This is a genomic window from Leisingera sp. ABM4_060 (assembly GCF_056158765.1).
The window spans coordinates 3,533,218-3,548,538 of the sequence record NZ_JBSWTX010000001.1 but is presented as its reverse complement, the minus strand read 5'-3'; the positions used below and the strand labels follow the sequence as shown (position 1 = coordinate 3,548,538).

Genomic DNA, 15,321 nt, shown 5'->3' with positions numbered 1-15,321 from the left:
CCCATCATATCAAAATGTTAGTCCACGATGCCGATTTTTGGGATCGCGGTAAAGGCTTTGCTGATGCAGCCTGACCGAAGCAACCGGAGGGCAGCCATGGACAAGGTCAGTTTCACCCAGATGAAGGATGGCACAAAGGAGGAGTATGAACTCCTGAATGAACGTGCCGCCGATGATGCCAAGCAAACAGCCGACCGCTTGCTGGAGGCACTGGTCGAGCTGGACAGTGAAATGGCGGGCTACCAGATCACCCGCATGGGGCATTCGGTGCAATCTGCCACACGCGCCTGGCGTGACGGGGCGGACATTGACTGGGTTGTCTCAGCGCTGCTGCACGACATCGGGGATATTTTTGCGCCCTACAATCATGATGAATATGCCGCCTCGATCCTGCGGCCCTTTGTCCGCGAGCAATGCGCCTGGGTCGTGCAGACACATGGCGACTTCCAGATGCTTTACTATGGCCATCATCTGGATGGCTATGATCAGCACAAGCGCGAACGCCACCGCGGCCACCCCTGTTTCGACGACAATGCCGAGTTCTGCGAACGCTGGGATCAGGCCAGTTTCGATCCTGACTATGACGACCTGCCGCTGGAATTCTTTGCCCCTATGGTGCGCGAGGTCTTCAGCCGCGAGGCCTATGCCCCGGATGTGATCCAAAGCGGCATACGCATCCCATTGGTACAACCTGAAATTGCCAAGCATCGCGCGGCGTGACCGCCAGCCCGGAGAACAAAAAACATGGTCCAAGAAAACCTGCGTGCGCTGGCCGCCGACTACTATGCAAGCCCGGAAATCCACGCTGAAGAACGCGAAAAACTGTTCTACAAGGCCTGGCAATACGCCTGCCATGCCAGCGAACTGGCCGAGCCCGGCGATTATGTGGCCACCAGCATTCTGGGCCAGAATGTATTTGTGGTGCGGGATCAGGATCAGGAAATCCGCGCCTATTACAACATCTGCCCCCATCGCGGTCACAAGCTGGTCGAGGGCTCAGGCCAGACCCGTGCCATCGTTTGCCCTTATCATCACTGGAGCTTTTCCCTGGATGGATCGCCGCGCCATATGCGCAAACGCGACACCAGCCATATCCCTGAACAGAAAGAAGTTTGCCTGAAAACGGTTCGGGTGGACCGCCTGCTGGATTTCATCTTTGTCAATCTGGATCCGGATGCGGAACCGATTGCAGAATACTGGCCGGGGATCGAGGCGCAGGTGCGCGAGAAATGCCCCAAGGTGGACAGCTATGTTCTGGGCAAAACGGCGGCGGCTATTCACGAGGTGGATGTTGCTGCCAATTGGAAGATCCAGATCGATAACTATCTGGAATGCCAGCACTGCCGTCATGGGCACCTGTCTTTCACCGACATGCTGGACATCAACAACCAGACCTATGAGCTGAGCAAGAACGCCGCCTACAACTTCATTCCCGGCAATGGCAAGGCCGACAACATGGCCTATCCGCTGGATCTGGAGCATGACGAAACCGATCTGCACTTCTGGTTCCTGTTCCCTAATGTAGGCATTTCCCAGTTTGCCGGTGTGCCCAATATCACCCTGTTCCAATGGAACCCCATCGGCACGGACCGGGGCCTGCGCTGGAGCATCAACCTGGAGCCTGCCGAAGACACCGATCCGGGCATGCGCGAGCGTCAGGAAAAGCGGGCAATCTGGGGGCGCGATGTGCTTCAGCCCGAGGACATCTCATTCCTGCTGTCCGTTCAGGAGGGCATGTCGCAACGCTCGTTCGATCAGGGATGGTACATCGTGGATTGGGAAAATATTGAGTTTTCCGAGGCGATGATGCGCCATTTCCACGCGCTCTATCTGGCCCATATGGGGCGCGGAGAGATGCCCGAGGATGTCTCCACGCGTCTGGTTGAAGAGCCCGCGCAATGAGCGGTGCAAGGCCGCTTTCCGGCGTCCGGGTTCTGGATTTCGGGCACTATCTGGCCGGGCCGCTGGTCGGCATGATGCTGGCCGATATGGGGGCCGAGGTCATCCGCATCGATCCGCCCGCCGGGCCGCGGTGGGATGATCCCGCCTTTTCCATGCTGTCACGCGGCAAACATGTGATCCGGCTGGATCTGAAAAGCGCGGCGGGGCAACAAAAGGCAATCGATCTGGCCAAGCGCGCTGATGTCGTTATCGAGAACTTTCGCCCAGGCGTCATGGACCGGCTCGGCGTTGGTCCGGCGGTTCTAAGGGCCGCAAACCCCGCCCTGATTTATCTCTCCATGCCCGGCTTTGCCTCAACCGACACTGAACTGGCAGGGCTAGCGGCGTGGGAGGCCATCATTGCCGCACGCACCGGCCAGTTCACCGACATGGGGCTGAACCGCCGGCTGATGGGGATCAAGGCGTCGTTTTCACCCCTTCATCTGGCGTCTGCCTATGCGGCCAGCTACGGGGCAATGGCGGTGCTTTTTGCGCTCTATTCCAAAGAGACAACCGGTGGCGGTCATATCGAGGTGCCATTGGCTTCGTCGCTGTTTGAGGGGCTGGCCTACAATCACGAACAGATCGAAGATTACCCCGACCGCTACAAATCCCCGCGCGAGTTGGAACTGGATCGCCGCGCACGCACGGGCGAGCCCTGCAATCTGAATTTCGCTGAGCTGACGGAATTCCTGGACCCGTTTTACCGCACCTATTCCTGTCAGGATGGCCGGGGGTTTTACGTTGTGGCTGGCAGCATTGCGGCTCATCCCGCACGGGTATTGAAAACGCTGGGTTTGGAACACCTGCTGGAAGATCTTCCTGTGTTTGACCCTTACTTGGATACCAAAGACTGGCCGGATGAATGGACGCTGAGCAATTACCCGGTCGGGGCCCGGGACCGCGCAAGGATCGCAGAGGCGATGAAGGCCGCCTTCTTGACCAGGCCCGCGCATGAATGGGATGCGCTTTTTGGCGCGGCCAAGGCCCCGGCGACCGCGCAGCGCTGCACCGCTGAATGGCTGCACGATCCGCATGCGTTGGCGTCTGGTTTGATCTTGTCCGTTGATGACCCAAGCTATGGATTGATGCAGCAAATTGGCAATGTCGCCTGGTTGGCTTCAGATACGGGTGCAACGGTCAAACACGCCCCGTGCGATGGCAGCGCCTTGGTCGAGACGATCCTGGCCGAAGCGCCACGCGATGCTCTAACGGGAAATGAAAGCGCTGGCTGGCTGGACGGTTTGAAAGTGGTCGATCTGACCAATGTGATTGCAGGCCCGACGATTGGTTCAACACTTGCGCGTTTCGGAGCCAAGATCACTCATGTTCAGCCGGTCAGGCCTTCGGTCGATCCGTGGAATGCGGTTGTCTTTGGACTTCAGGCAAACCGGGGAAAAGAGAGCATTCTGCTGGACCTGAAGTCCAAAGCCGGGCGCGAGGCGCTCAACCGTCTGATTGTGGAGGCCGACGTTGTCACTCTGAATGCAACGGACGATCAGCGGGACGCTTTGGGACTGTCGGCAAGCGATCTGGCTCTGATCAACCCGCAGGCACTTCTGGTGCAGCTTGATGCCTTTGGCGGGCCGATGCGGGGGCCAAAATCAGATCATCTTGGCTATGATGACCTGGCGCAGGCGGCAACGGGCATCATGACCCGGTTTGGCGGCGGCAAAGAAACCCCGGAAGAGCATGCTCACGCCGGTACCATCGATGTTTTGGCTGGCTTGACAGCCTGTGTCGCATTGGGCGGTGCCTTGCTGCAAATGCAACGAACCGGCAAAGCCGATATTGCCCGATCTTCGCTTTCGGCAGGCGGGAACATGATACAGGCGCAGTTCATGTATGACTATGCCGGCCGCGCTGCATTCGATGAACCTTCCGGCCGCGCAGCTTTAGGATCTGACGCGTTCTACCACTGTTACGAAGCATCGGATGGCTGGTTTTTCTTTGCGGCTCCAACCGAGAAACGTGACCGGTTGGCGGTGACTACTGATCTGGCCGGGCTGGCGCAATGCCCCGATCTGATCAGCCGGCTGGCGCAACGGTTCAAGACCAAGCCCATCGCCTATTGGGAAGAACATCTGAATGCGGGAGCAAGCGCTGTGGTTCCTTTGGCCTCGATGCTGGAAACGCGTGACGACGCCCTGGAAACCGATAGCAACGGCCCGGCCGATATCGAACAAGCCACCTTTAGAGCTGTGCGCCATGACACACATCCCATGGGTCTTTGGTGTGATCTGGCTGCGCCCAATGCCATCCGCCCGAAGCATGCGCAGATCAGGGTGCCAAGCCCAGCACCAAAATACGGCAGTGACACAAGGGCGGTGTTGAAGCGGTTTGAGTTTTCTGAACAGCAGATCGACGACATGCTCGCCGAAGGGTCCGCTGGGGAAAGTTGGTCGGTGAGCTACTTGCCGAAGTAGCCAGGGTTCAACTTTTTCTCGACCATACAAAGATGGATGGCACGTTAGATACCTCGGCGTTGTACTTGAAGATGCGCTGGCGATCTCAAAGCCCTTTGAAATCTTCAGGCATGGGCCGTCTTCACGGACGGCCCTAATGAGACACCCAGCGGTCGCCGTGGATGCTACAGCGCGGCCCGTCGAACTTGCCATTCATGCAGCGTGCAGAATCTCTGAAACCGAACATAGGGCGGGACGGTCCGGACATTTACCGGCTTCCTCCATTCGGACTTTGCTGACGCAGAAACTTTCCGCATGCGCGGTAGGTATTCCGCTGAGCCGCTGCCGGTGCTGCAAGACCGGCCCTTCAAAGCGGGGGTGAAGCCTGCTGCTCACCGGGCCTCACACGCTCCCAAAACCTAAGGCACCCCAAATTCTAAGCATAGACCGCTATGGGGTCCCCGATCACGTCCAACAACGGTGTCGTGCCGAGGCCCGGCAACTCAGGTGCCCTGACGCGGCCGTTTTCGACAACAGCTGCGTTTGCGACAGTCTCTTTCAGCAGTCCCTTTGCGTTGATCGCGGATCGGATCGCGCGGGCTGGCGTGGAGTGGGCCATATGCGCAACAACCGAACAGGCGATTTCGCTGTAAGAGCTGTCCTGGATTTCCATCGGCACCCGCAATGCAACACACAGATCGCGGATCAGGCGCATCTTGGAAATACCGCCAACCCGCGCGAGTTTGAGGTTTAACCCATCCATAACGCCATCTTCCTTGGCTCGCAGGACAACACCGATGTCGAGCGCGGATTCGTCCAGGATCAGCGGCACGCCAGTCGTACGGCGGACTTCACGGCATTCCTCGTAGGTCGCACAGGGCTGCTCAAAATAGACATCAATGCTGCCCATGGCTTTGGCCACCCGGATCGCCTCATCCACGCGCCAGCCGCCATTGCCGTCGTATTTCAATGACTCCCCCGGGCGCATGCGCTCGCCCATCCAGCGCAGATATTCAATGTCACGGGCAACATCGCCGCTGGTTTTCCCAGACAGTTGCATAGTGCCGTGCGCGCGATGCCGGGCAATCGCCTCTTCAAGCTCAGGGCCAGGGTCAGGCGGGATCGATCCCACGACATCGGGCGCCTCGGTGATCATGCCGCCGAGGAGCATGTAAAGCGGAGCACCAAGAGACCGGCCCAGGATATCCCAGCATGCCACGTCGAGGGCGCTTTTCACAAAGGGCTGGCCAGACATTTCGAAGTCCATCACTTCGTTGATCGCGCCCACCATCCGGGGGTCTTTACCTATGAGGTGAGGAGCCAGTTCGTCGAGTCCGGCGCGGACCCCCCGCGCCCAGGCAGGTACAAAGTTCGCACCCCACGGCACTGAATCGCCCCAGCCCTCGATACCGGTATCCGTCTCGATCCGCGCTAGGGTAATATCAAAGTTGGACATAACCCGGTCATGCGAAATTGTTGCGGGTTTGATCGGCACATCGACTTGATAGACAGAAATTCGGGTGATTTTCATGGATCTGAGCCTCACTGTCGCCGTGGCATGAGTTTCTCGCAGGCTCACGCCTGGCGGGCATTCGGTCAATGCAAGAATTTTGGGGCCCTTGGCTCAGTTTTCATGGCTCAGTTGTGCGATGGCTTTCGGAACTCTGAGATGATCCAGTCCCGGACGATGCATCCATCTTGGGATAAGGGTTTGTCTGCGGGGGTTAAAAGATAGAAACTGAATTCAGTCTGCATCGGAATGCCGCACGCGATGGTCAGCCAGCGCGCTCAAACTGCTCGCCCAGCAAGGGGCGCAGCCCCAGCGCAATACCAGCCCCTTCAAACGCCGCCTTGTTCAACAGCGTGTAGGTGTTCAAGCGCATCGACGGGCTGGGCGCCGGCGCATCAACGCCAGCGGCCCGGAACCATGCGGGCCAGCTCACCCAATCCATGCTGGTATCATCCAGATGCAGCAGCGGTTGATCCAGCAGGTCCGCGGCGGCCGGAAACTGCGCACGCCCGGCCAGAAATTCAGGGCTGCAGACTGGCACCGCTTCCCCGGCTCGCAGAAGGGTTTTGTTTGTACCAGGCCAGCGCCCACCCTGCTTTGCCCTCCGGAAGACACGAAGTCTTCCGAAGTGAAAATCAGGGAAGGCTTCGCCACTGGCGGAACAGGAGGCGCGAGCGGGGATGTTGGAGACACGAAAAAGGAAAAGTTCTGCCGCAAATGGCAAAACTATGCGTCGTCCAACAAAGAGAGATAGTGGCGGACCGAGGAGGATTCGAACCCCCGACCCCTTAATTCGTAGTCAAGTACTCTATCCAGCTGAGCTATCGGTCCACTGCGGCGGGGTTTAATCATAGCACCGGGGAGGCGCAACCCCAAAAACAAAAATAGTTTCATCCGGCTGTCTTGGGTCCGCGGGTCCCGGACCGGCACCCGGCCGGCGGGTCAAAGCGCACCGTCGCCTTTGGGCAGGCAGATCTCGAATACGGTGCCCTCCAGCCCGGTCTCCTTCAGCATCACCGAGCCGCCATGGCCGCGCGCCAGTTCGCCGGCAATCGCCAGGCCCAGCCCGGTGCCGCCTTTGCGGGCGCCGCCCTGGAACGGCGTGAACAGATTGTCCTGCGCCTTTTTGGGCAGGCCCGGGCCGGTATCCGCCACGGTGATCAGCCAGGCATCATCTTCCTCGCGGGCCGAAACTGACACGCGCCCCTGCTTGCCGGTAGCGGCGATTGCCTGGCGGGCATTGCGCACCAGGTTCATGATGATGCGGAACAGCTGCTCAGGATCAGCCCGCAGCATCATCCCAGGCGGTACCTCGCTGACGATCTCAACCTCGGCTTCGCCTGCCGCCAGGGTTTCGCTTTCAGCGATATCTGCTGCCAATTCGCCTAGCGCCACATGGGCAAAAGCAGGCGCCGGCTCTTCGGCGCGCCCGAAGGCCAAGGTGCCTTCGCATAAGGACACTGCGCGGGTGATCGAGTTCACCAGCTTTGGCGCCAGCCGCCGCACCAAGGGATCTTCGCTCATCTCGATGCGGTCGGTGAACAGCTGCGCGGAAGTCAGGATGTTGCGCAGGTCATGGCTCACCTTGGCCACCGCGCCGCCCAGTTGCGCCAGCCGCTCGCGCTGCTTCAGCGCGTGGGTCAGCTCAGTCTGCAACTGCATCAAGGCGTCTTCCGCCTCGCGCAGCTCTACCACGCCGGAACTTGGGTTGATGATGCCGCGCCCGTCCTCCGGGGCCGCCGCATAGCGCTGCATGTAGCCAATCACCCCCTTGATCGGCTTCACCAGCACAATCCGCACCGCGACAAACAACAGCAGCGCCGTAAAGACCGAGATCACCGCCGACAGGATCAGGATCCGCACCCCGTAATCCACCATCGCCGCGCGCAGCGGCGCGGTCTCCATGGTGACCTCGATCAGCAGGCCCGCATCCCGCACCGGTGCGCCGATCACCCGGATAATCTCATTCTCCGGGCGCAGCAGCCGGTTCATCGCATCCATGATCAGCGTCATGGCACCTGCCATACGCAGATCGTATGTCGCGGTGATCTCCTGCGGGATCGGCGAGGCCAGCATCAGCTGGCGGATCTCATCCCGGCGCAACACCACATTGTAGACGCCCGCGTTTTCCAGAAGCTCCGCTTCCAGCTCGGTCTCCAGCATGTCGTCGGCCAACAGCGCCAATGAGGCAATCTGCGCCCGCTGCAGCCGGTCAGACAGGTAATCCTCGCGGAAGCGCGCAATCGACGGCACGAAGATCAGGACTTCGGCCAGCATCACGAAGACCGTTGTCAGGATCAGGAATTTGCCCGAAAGCGTGTTGAGCATTCCGCCGCCTTTGCCTCAAGGAATCCAGCGCTGAACAAAGCGCACCGCGCGTTTTACAAAGCCACTCTCAAACAGTCTCGGGGAAAAATAGGCTCCCGCTGCCCGTTTGTTAATCTCGCCGATACTTGGGTAAGGTGCAACCATTGCAGCCACCTGGCTCATTTTCAGGTTATTGGCGATGGCCATCGACCACAAGCCAATCAGCTCGCCCGCCTGGTGACCCGCGATGGTGACACCGACGGGACGGCCCTTGAACACCATCACCTTGATGAATCCCTTGGTCTTACGCTCGGCAATGGCGCGGTCGTTGTGGCGGTAATCGAACCGCGCCACCTCCAGCTTGACGCCGTAAATGTCGCGCGCCTGTGCCTCGGTCAGCCCCACCTGCGCCAGCTCCGGGTCGGTATAGGTGGCCCAGGGGATATGGCTGGTTTTGGCCTTGGATGGCAGGCCGAACAGGGCGGAGCGGATGATGATGCCCGCGTGGTAGCCCGCCACATGGGTGAACTGCGGACCGCCCGCGACATCGCCGATGGCATATACCTTTTTGTTGGTGGTCAACAGGCTCTCATCCACCTTGATGCCATTGCCCTGGGTCTCAATCCCGGCGGCCGCCAGGTTCAAGCGCTCCATATTGGCCTTGCGCCCCACTGCCATCAGCAGATGGGAGCCTTTGAACAAGCTGCCGTCCCGGGTTTCCACCTCAATCGCGCCTGCCTGGCCGCCGACGCGGGCAACCAAGGCGCCTTCGACGATCTCCACGCCCTCGGCCCGCAGATTATCCAGCACAACAGCCGCGGCTTCAGGATCATCCTTGCCCAGCGCCTTGAGGCCCTCGATCACGGTCACCTTGCAGCCCAGCCGCACATGCGCCTGCGCCATCTCCATGCCAATCGGCCCGCCGCCGATGATCAGCAGATGCTCCGGCTTCTCACGCAGATCAAACAGGGTTTCGTTGGTTTCATAAGGTACGGAATCCAGCCCCGGAATAGGCGGCACCAGCGGCGCAGAACCGGTGGCAATCACCACCCGCCGCGCGGTGATGCGGTGCGGGCCGGCCTCAACCTCCGTGGGTGACACAAAATGCCCGAACTCACGGATCACCCGCACACCAAATCCTTCGAACCGCTCCTGGCTGTCCACCGGCGCAATGGTATCGATCACCGCCTGTACATGATCCTTGGCCGCCGCATAGTCCGCCTGCGGCAGCTGATCCGCAACGCCAAAACCCTGGGTATGCGCCTGCATATGCGCCGCCTTGCCGCTGGCCAGCAGCGCCTTGGAGGGCACACAGCCATAGTTCAGGCAGTCGCCACCCATCTTGTGGCCCTCCAGCAAGACCACCGAAGCGCCCATCTGGCTGGCGCCTGCCGCCACCGACAGCCCGCCTGACCCGGCCCCGATGACCAGGAGATCGCATTCAATTCTGCTCATGTTCAGACGTCCTTGTTCTTCTTGCCGCGGATGGATTTCACGATGATCGGCATGGCCGCCAGCACACAAAGCCCCAGGATCGGTCCGATCACATGCGGCTCCCACAAGAGGCTCAGGTCCGGGCTCTCGCCGCGGTCGAAGACTTCGCCCAGGCCGACCCCGATCCAGGTAAAGACAACGGCGCCCGGAATGATGCCCACCGCCGTGGTCCACAGGAAGTTACGGAACTTCACCCCCACCAGCGCGGGCAGCAGGTTCGCCACAAAAAACGGCACCGCCGGCACCAGCCGCAGCAGCAGCAGCACCTCGATCTCATTCTGCCGCAGCGCCTGTTTCAGCATCTGCACCCGGCCCTCGGCCGATTCCATCTTGGCAGTCAGCGTCGCGCCCAGCCCCCAGCGCGCCGCCAGAAAAATCCCCGCTGCGCCAATGGTCGCCGAAATCACGTTGAACGCAGTCCCGGTGACGAGGCCAAACAGGAACCCGCCGGTGACCGAGGCAACAGCGGCGCCAGGCAGCGAAAACACCACGATCACGATGTAGATGCCGATGAACAGCGCCGCGAGCCCCGCGTAGTTCTGGTCACGGAACGCCATCAGCGCCTCGCGATTGTCGCGCAGCGTGTCAAAGGTCAGGTAGTCCTTCAGCGTCACCGCCCCGATCAGCGCCACCGCCACCACGGCAATCAGCGGCAGATGGCGGGCCAGCCCCGGCTTGGCCGCCGAATCTGGACTGGACTGGGAATCGGTCTTCGGGGTCTCGCTCATATCGGTCATAGGTCCGTCTCTATAGGTGCCCTTTGTTGCTACGTGTTAAATGGCCCGCATGCGAGGGCGCGGCAGCCCTGCTCACGCCCGCTTGATCACCTGCCCCCGGAATTGTGAGCTTTGTGGCAGAATCACTGCCGGGATGTTACATCCCCCCTGCCCGGAGGCTGTGCCGGTGCGGTTTTTGGCAGAAATGTTGCATATCTTTCCGAAAACCCATCCCGCAGGGTTTGACTTACCCGCCTTTCCCTCCTAAAGACCGGGCTTCGAGATAGACCCCCGGGCGGGCGATTCCGCGCACCCGATGACAAAATGTGGAGACCGGAGCGATGAAACGCACCTATCAGCCTTCGAACCTGGTTCGCAAACGCCGCCACGGCTTCCGTGCGCGCATGGCCACCAAGGCAGGCCGCAAGATCCTGAACGCACGCCGCGCACGCGGTCGCAAAGAACTGAGCGCATAAGCTCAGTTCCTGTTCTGACGGACATGACACCGCCGGAGGCCCCCAAGGACGGCAACGCTGCCCGCGGGGACACGCCTCCGGCGGTGTCCGTTTGCGCAGACGCTGCTGCGTCCAAGCCTGAGGTCATGGCCAAGCGCCGTGATTTCCTCGCCTGCGCCCGCCCGCCTGCCCGCAAGCAGGGCACCAAGGGCATGATGGTCCAGGGACGCAACCGTGCCGATGAGGGCGGCATCCGCGTCGGCTTCACCTGTTCAAAGAAGGTCGGCAACGCGGTGGCCCGCAACCGTGCCAAGCGCCGCCTGCGCGAGGCCGCACGGATGATTCTGCCCATCCACGGCCGCCCCGGCTGGGACTACGTGCTGATCGGCCGCGCCGTGGAAACCGCCCAGCGCCCGTTCGAAGAGCTGAAGCGCGACCTGATCTACGCGCTGAAAAAGATCCACGGGCAGTAAGCTGCCGGGCCATCGGTCTCATTGCCACCCGGCCGCCCGGCCCCTATCTATCCCGCATGACCCTGCTGGCTCAACTCTTCGCACTTCCTGTACGCGCTTACCGGCTGCTGTTCAGCCCCTGGGTCGGCTTCAATTGCCGTTACCAGCCCACCTGCTCGGCCTACGCACTGGAAGCGCTGGAAAAACACGGGGGCCTCAAAGGCGCCTGGCTCACCGCCCGGCGCATCGGCCGCTGCCACCCCTTGGGCGGCGATGGCTATGATCCGGTGCCGGAAAAACCAGCCACCCCGCCCAAAGAGCCCCGCTGCTGACCCGGACCGCGGATCCTCGCTCAGATCAGCGGCAGGTTTCCTCTGTTGGTTCGCTGCCCTCGGGTCGGAATCACCTCCCGGTCCAGCTTGCCCATCAGGGTATAGTTCAAATCCTCATAGAAGCGCGGCGAGTCAAAGTACCAGCGGTGCGGCCAGCTAGGCCCGCTTTCCTGCCCGGCCATGTGCACCTTGTAATACTCGCCGCAATAGACGTTCACCGCCTTCTGCGGGTGCCCGTCCGGCAAACCCACACGGCCCAGCCGCGGCGCGACCCCGACCCGTTTCACTTCCGAAACCGACAGGGCTTCGTCGAAAGGGCTGTAGTAATTCGTCACCCGGGAACAGCGGCGGTATAATGAGCTGGAATTGGCATTTCCTTCTGCCAACGACTTCTGCGAAATATCCGCCGCCACAAGGGCAAGCTGGCTCACAAGCCAGCCAGTATGAGCGATTTCGGGATCGTCATCGGCATAATCAAACGCCTCCCGCACCACAAAACTGCCCATTGAATGGGCCAGCACATGCACGTTGTATTCACAGTCCGCCCGCTGCATTTTCGCCAGCCAGCGAATGCCGTGATCATACAGTTCCTCTGCCGCGCGCCGGGCGTCACGCCGGTCAGACACATACCCCAGCACCGATCCATTGCTGGGCCAGTCAAAACCAATCACCGTCCCTGGGTAGCCCTGCGCCTTCAGCCCGCTGCAAATCTTGCGGTGGCGCTCCAGCATGTCAAACTGCGAGGTGTTGAAACCATGCACGAAAATCAGAATGTGCCCCTTCTCCACGACGGTGCCGCTGGAATCGTGCACGCAGCCTGATGCATCCTGCACCAGCTTCAGCCAGTCCGCCCTCCTGCTGACCTCTTGCGACCGATGCAGCGTATCTTCGCCCTCGGGAACCGCCAGCAGTTTCACCGCGCCTTCCCGGTTGGAATAGCCATCCCCGTCTCTTCCTCTGATCGAAACAAAATAGTCCACAACCCTGAATCCTTTAGTTGAAATTTTTTCCAAGGCTCATCGCTGGATTGAAACCTGTCAAGCCTCTGTCCGCCAGATGCACCTTTTTTCCTTGGCAAAACGGCCATCCTCGGCTAGGGCGCGGCCATGCTTGATGATGATCTGGACGAAATCCACCCGCTGTTTGCCGGCGCTCCCTCGACCACCGAGTTCAAGAAGCTCAGGAAGCGCATCGTGCGCTACGCGCGTGAGGCGATTGAGCAATACGGCATGGTGGAGCGCCGCGCCGATGGCAGCACGCCCAAATGGCTGGTGTGCCTCTCCGGCGGCAAGGACAGTTACACTCTGCTGGCGGTTCTCTATGAACTGAAATGGCGCGGCCTGCTGCCGGTGGACCTCTTGGCTTGCAACCTGGATCAGGGCCAGCCCGGATTTCCCGCCACCGTACTGCCGGAGTTCCTGGAAAAGATGGGCGTGCCGCACCGGATCGAATACCAGGACACCTACAGTATCGTCGTCGACAAGGTGCCGCAGGGGCGGACCTACTGTGCGCTCTGCTCGCGCCTGCGCCGCGGCAACCTCTACCGCATCGCACGCGAAGAAGGCTGCTCGGCGGTTGTCCTTGGCCACCACCGCGACGACATCCTGGAAACCTTCTTCATGAACCTGTTCCACGGCGGCCGCCTGGCAACCATGCCGCCCAAGCTGGTGAACGAGGAAGGCGACCTTTTTGTATTCCGCCCGCTGGCCCATGTGGCAGAGGCCGACTGTGAGAAGTTTGCGCGGTCGATGAACTATCCGATCATCCCCTGCGACCTTTGCGGCAGCCAGGACGGGCTGCAGCGCCAGCAGGTGAAACAGATCCTCGATCAGTGGGAATCAAACTCCCCGGGCCGCCGCCAGGTGATGTTCCGGGCGCTGATGAACGCGCGGCCGTCGCATCTTCTGGACCCGAAACTGTTCGATTTTGCGGGTCTTGAACTGAAAAATCCGGATTCCGTGCCGGAATTAGATGGGATTCCCAAGCTGCGTTAACTCCCGGGTTAGAACAGCGCCTTAGTCTCATGCCGGAACGACTGGCTGCAGACGAAAGGTCTGAGAATGACAAACACGGGTTCAGGTCTCCTGGCGCGCCTCCGGCAAACCCTTGCTCCCGCACTTTTCGGGCCGCCCGTGCTCGCCTTTCTGCCTGCCCTGACCCTGGCCACCTACTGGCTCGGCGGCGAGGCGGCGCTGCTGTCGGTGGCGCTTGGCCTGCCGGTGCTGATTGCCGCGGCCGGCGGCTTTGGCAAGATCGGCGGCTCCAGCCTGCCGCGCGACAGCGTGACCGGCATGATGCTGCGCGACGGGTTTGAGCAGGAGGCCGCCCGCATCTACGGGGAATGCGCCGAGTCCGACCTGCGCTCGGCGCTGTTTGTCCTCGAACTCGACGATTACCGGGAACTGACGGACCGGCACGGCCAGGAAGCCGGCGACCGGCTCATGCAGCATTGCGGTGCGCAGATCGCTTCTGTCCTGCGCCAAAACGATACTGTCGCCCGTATCGGCGACAGCCGCTTTGCCGTTTGCGTGGCGCCCACGCTGCAACTGGATCTGGAACTGTGCATTCAACTGGCCGGCCGGATGCAGACCACCGCCGAGGAGCCGGTGCCGCTGGATGGCACCACGGTCTATTTGACCTCCTCCATCGGCTTCTGCCAGCGCAACCGCGCCCCGGGCGAGACCTCCTCCGAATGGTTCACCGCTGCAACCGCTGCCCTGTCCGAGGCGCAAAGCAGCGGACCGGGCGGCATCCGGGCGTTTTCCGCCGACATGTCCGGCCGCGGCAACGCCCGCTCCAACCTGCGCGAGGAAGCTGCGGCGGCGCTGGAATCCGGCCAGATCCAGGCGTGGTTCCAGCCGCAGATCTGCACCGACACCGGCCGGGTCTCGGGTTTTGAGGCGCTGGCGCGCTGGTCGCACCCGGTTCAGGGGCTGATCCCGCCCTCCACTTTCCTGCCCGCGCTGGAAGAAGCCGGGCTGATGGACCGGCTCAGCCAGGTGATGCTCTACAACGCCCTGGTGGCCATCAAGGCCTGGGACGCGGCGGGGGTGCAAGTGCCTGCTGTCGGGGTGAATTTCGCCACCCAGGAGCTGCGCAACCCCGGGCTGGCCGGCCGGGTCAAATGGGAATTGGAACGGTTCGAGCTGGAGCCGAGCCGCCTGTGCGTGGAAATTCTGGAAACCGTGATGACCGATCAGCCCGACGATGTGGTCACCCGCAATATCCTGGCGCTCAGCGAATTGGGCTGCCAGATTGATCTGGACGATTTCGGCACCGGCCATGCCTCGATTGCCGCCGTGCGCCGGTTCAGCATCTCCCGTATCAAGATCGACCGCTCCTTCGTGATGAAAGCAGACCGGGATCCGGAACAGCAGAAACTGATTTCCGCGATCCTGACCATGGCCGAGCGGCTGGAGCTGGAAACCCTGGCCGAAGGTGTGGAAACCGCAGGCGAGCACGCGCTGCTGGCGCAGCTGGGCTGCGGCCATGTGCAGGGCTTCGGCATCGGCCGCCCGATGCCCTTTGACCAGACCCTGGACTGGATCACCGCGCATGAAGCCAAGCTGCAGGATACTCCGGTGATCGGCCGCCAGACGCCCTGACCGCCCGAATCCTCGCAATTCCTTTGATTTTCTGCTGCGCCGGGGCCCTATGCCGCCCCGGCGCGCCGCGATTTTGCTTGACCTTTGCGGCCCACCTCTGTTGA

Annotated in this window: 14 protein-coding genes and 1 tRNA gene; 8 read left to right on the top strand and 7 right to left on the bottom strand. The window is 61.3% G+C overall.

What is annotated here, in order from left to right; genetic code table 11:
* The first annotated feature begins 96 nt into the window (after positions 1–96).
* The 3 genes from ACXAEH_RS17150 to ACXAEH_RS17140 are packed head-to-tail and all read left to right on the top strand — an operon-like array spanning position 97 to position 4,367.
* Complete coding sequence (locus ACXAEH_RS17150) at positions 97–720, top strand: HD domain-containing protein (protein ID WP_475034474.1); 624 nt, start codon at positions 97–99, stop codon at positions 718–720.
* 24 nt (positions 721–744) lie between these two features.
* Positions 745–1,902: an aromatic ring-hydroxylating oxygenase subunit alpha gene (locus tag ACXAEH_RS17145; protein WP_475034472.1), complete on the top strand. Its 1,158-nt coding sequence runs from the start codon at positions 745–747 to the stop codon at positions 1,900–1,902.
* A complete protein-coding gene (locus ACXAEH_RS17140) occupies positions 1,899–4,367 on the top strand; it encodes a CoA transferase (protein WP_475034470.1) in 2,469 nt (822 codons plus the stop codon). The genes ACXAEH_RS17145 and ACXAEH_RS17140 overlap by 4 nt, the downstream gene beginning before the upstream one ends.
* A 415-nt stretch (positions 4,368–4,782) precedes the next feature.
* Here ACXAEH_RS17140 and ACXAEH_RS17135 read toward each other — a convergent pair whose 3' ends face one another.
* The 6 genes from ACXAEH_RS17135 to ACXAEH_RS17110 form a co-directional block, all read right to left on the bottom strand.
* Complete coding sequence (locus ACXAEH_RS17135) at positions 4,783–5,877, bottom strand: mandelate racemase/muconate lactonizing enzyme family protein (RefSeq protein WP_475034468.1); 1,095 nt, start codon at positions 5,875–5,877, stop codon at positions 4,783–4,785.
* Positions 5,878–6,121: 244 nt separating this feature from the next.
* Entirely contained in the window at positions 6,122–6,580 is a 459-nt protein-coding gene (locus tag ACXAEH_RS17130; protein WP_475034466.1) for a LysR substrate-binding domain-containing protein, read from the bottom strand.
* A gap of 30 nt (positions 6,581–6,610) precedes the next feature.
* Positions 6,611–6,687: transfer RNA gene (locus ACXAEH_RS17125), tRNA-Arg, on the bottom strand.
* A 111-nt stretch (positions 6,688–6,798) separates the two neighbouring features.
* Entirely contained in the window at positions 6,799–8,184 is a 1,386-nt protein-coding gene (locus ACXAEH_RS17120) for a sensor histidine kinase (protein ID WP_475034464.1), read from the bottom strand.
* A gap of 15 nt (positions 8,185–8,199) precedes the next feature.
* Complete coding sequence (locus ACXAEH_RS17115; RefSeq protein WP_475034462.1) at positions 8,200–9,618, bottom strand: dihydrolipoyl dehydrogenase family protein; 1,419 nt, start codon at positions 9,616–9,618, stop codon at positions 8,200–8,202.
* 2 nt (positions 9,619–9,620) lie between these two features.
* A complete protein-coding gene (locus ACXAEH_RS17110; RefSeq protein WP_475035615.1) occupies positions 9,621–10,385 on the bottom strand; it encodes a TVP38/TMEM64 family protein in 765 nt (254 codons plus the stop codon).
* A 329-nt stretch (positions 10,386–10,714) separates the two neighbouring features.
* On the opposite strand from ACXAEH_RS17110, the gene rpmH reads away from it, so the two are divergent.
* From rpmH to yidD, 3 genes are read left to right on the top strand one after another with little or no spacing between them, the layout of a single operon-like run.
* Entirely contained in the window at positions 10,715–10,849 is a 135-nt protein-coding gene (gene rpmH / locus ACXAEH_RS17105; RefSeq protein ID WP_008554144.1) for a 50S ribosomal protein L34, read from the top strand.
* Positions 10,850–10,872: 23 nt separating this feature from the next.
* Entirely contained in the window at positions 10,873–11,301 is a 429-nt protein-coding gene (gene rnpA, locus ACXAEH_RS17100) for a ribonuclease P protein component (protein WP_475034460.1), read from the top strand.
* Positions 11,302–11,357: 56 nt separating this feature from the next.
* Positions 11,358–11,612, top strand: a complete 255-nt coding sequence (gene yidD / locus ACXAEH_RS17095) for a membrane protein insertion efficiency factor YidD (protein ID WP_475034458.1) — start codon at positions 11,358–11,360, stop codon at positions 11,610–11,612.
* Between the two features lie 20 nt (positions 11,613–11,632).
* Here yidD and ACXAEH_RS17090 read toward each other — a convergent pair whose 3' ends face one another.
* Positions 11,633–12,592, bottom strand: coding sequence for an alpha/beta fold hydrolase (locus ACXAEH_RS17090; protein WP_475034456.1), 960 nt, complete (start codon positions 12,590–12,592; stop codon positions 11,633–11,635).
* Between the two features lie 126 nt (positions 12,593–12,718).
* Between ACXAEH_RS17090 and ttcA the strand changes: the two genes are divergently transcribed.
* Together ttcA and ACXAEH_RS17080 are read left to right on the top strand one after the other, a co-directional pair.
* Positions 12,719–13,606, top strand: coding sequence for a tRNA 2-thiocytidine(32) synthetase TtcA (gene ttcA, locus ACXAEH_RS17085; RefSeq protein ID WP_475034454.1), 888 nt, complete (start codon positions 12,719–12,721; stop codon positions 13,604–13,606).
* 66 nt (positions 13,607–13,672) lie between these two features.
* Positions 13,673–15,217, top strand: coding sequence for a putative bifunctional diguanylate cyclase/phosphodiesterase (locus ACXAEH_RS17080; protein ID WP_475034452.1), 1,545 nt, complete (start codon positions 13,673–13,675; stop codon positions 15,215–15,217).
* Positions 15,218–15,321: the final 104 nt, after the last annotated feature.

What these genes read in the sequence shown, in the direction of transcription:
- ACXAEH_RS17145 (WP_475034472.1), top strand. Translation starts at nt 745, where the DNA reads ATGGTCCAAGAAAACCTGCGTGCGCTGGCCGCCGACTACTATGCAAGC.
- ACXAEH_RS17140 (WP_475034470.1), top strand. Translation starts at nt 1,899, where the DNA reads ATGAGCGGTGCAAGGCCGCTTTCCGGCGTCCGGGTTCTGGATTTCGGG.
- rnpA (WP_475034460.1), top strand. Translation starts at nt 10,873, where the DNA reads ATGACACCGCCGGAGGCCCCCAAGGACGGCAACGCTGCCCGCGGGGAC.
- yidD (WP_475034458.1), top strand. Translation starts at nt 11,358, where the DNA reads ATGACCCTGCTGGCTCAACTCTTCGCACTTCCTGTACGCGCTTACCGG.
- ACXAEH_RS17110 (WP_475035615.1), bottom strand. Translation starts at nt 10,385, where the DNA reads ATGAGCGAGACCCCGAAGACCGATTCCCAGTCCAGTCCAGATTCGGCG.
- ttcA (WP_475034454.1), top strand. Translation starts at nt 12,719, where the DNA reads ATGCTTGATGATGATCTGGACGAAATCCACCCGCTGTTTGCCGGCGCT.
- ACXAEH_RS17115 (WP_475034462.1), bottom strand. Translation starts at nt 9,618, where the DNA reads ATGAGCAGAATTGAATGCGATCTCCTGGTCATCGGGGCCGGGTCAGGC.
- ACXAEH_RS17120 (WP_475034464.1), bottom strand. Translation starts at nt 8,184, where the DNA reads ATGCTCAACACGCTTTCGGGCAAATTCCTGATCCTGACAACGGTCTTC.
- ACXAEH_RS17135 (WP_475034468.1), bottom strand. Translation starts at nt 5,877, where the DNA reads ATGAAAATCACCCGAATTTCTGTCTATCAAGTCGATGTGCCGATCAAA.
- ACXAEH_RS17150 (WP_475034474.1), top strand. Translation starts at nt 97, where the DNA reads ATGGACAAGGTCAGTTTCACCCAGATGAAGGATGGCACAAAGGAGGAG.
- ACXAEH_RS17080 (WP_475034452.1), top strand. Translation starts at nt 13,673, where the DNA reads ATGACAAACACGGGTTCAGGTCTCCTGGCGCGCCTCCGGCAAACCCTT.
- rpmH (WP_008554144.1), top strand. Translation starts at nt 10,715, where the DNA reads ATGAAACGCACCTATCAGCCTTCGAACCTGGTTCGCAAACGCCGCCAC.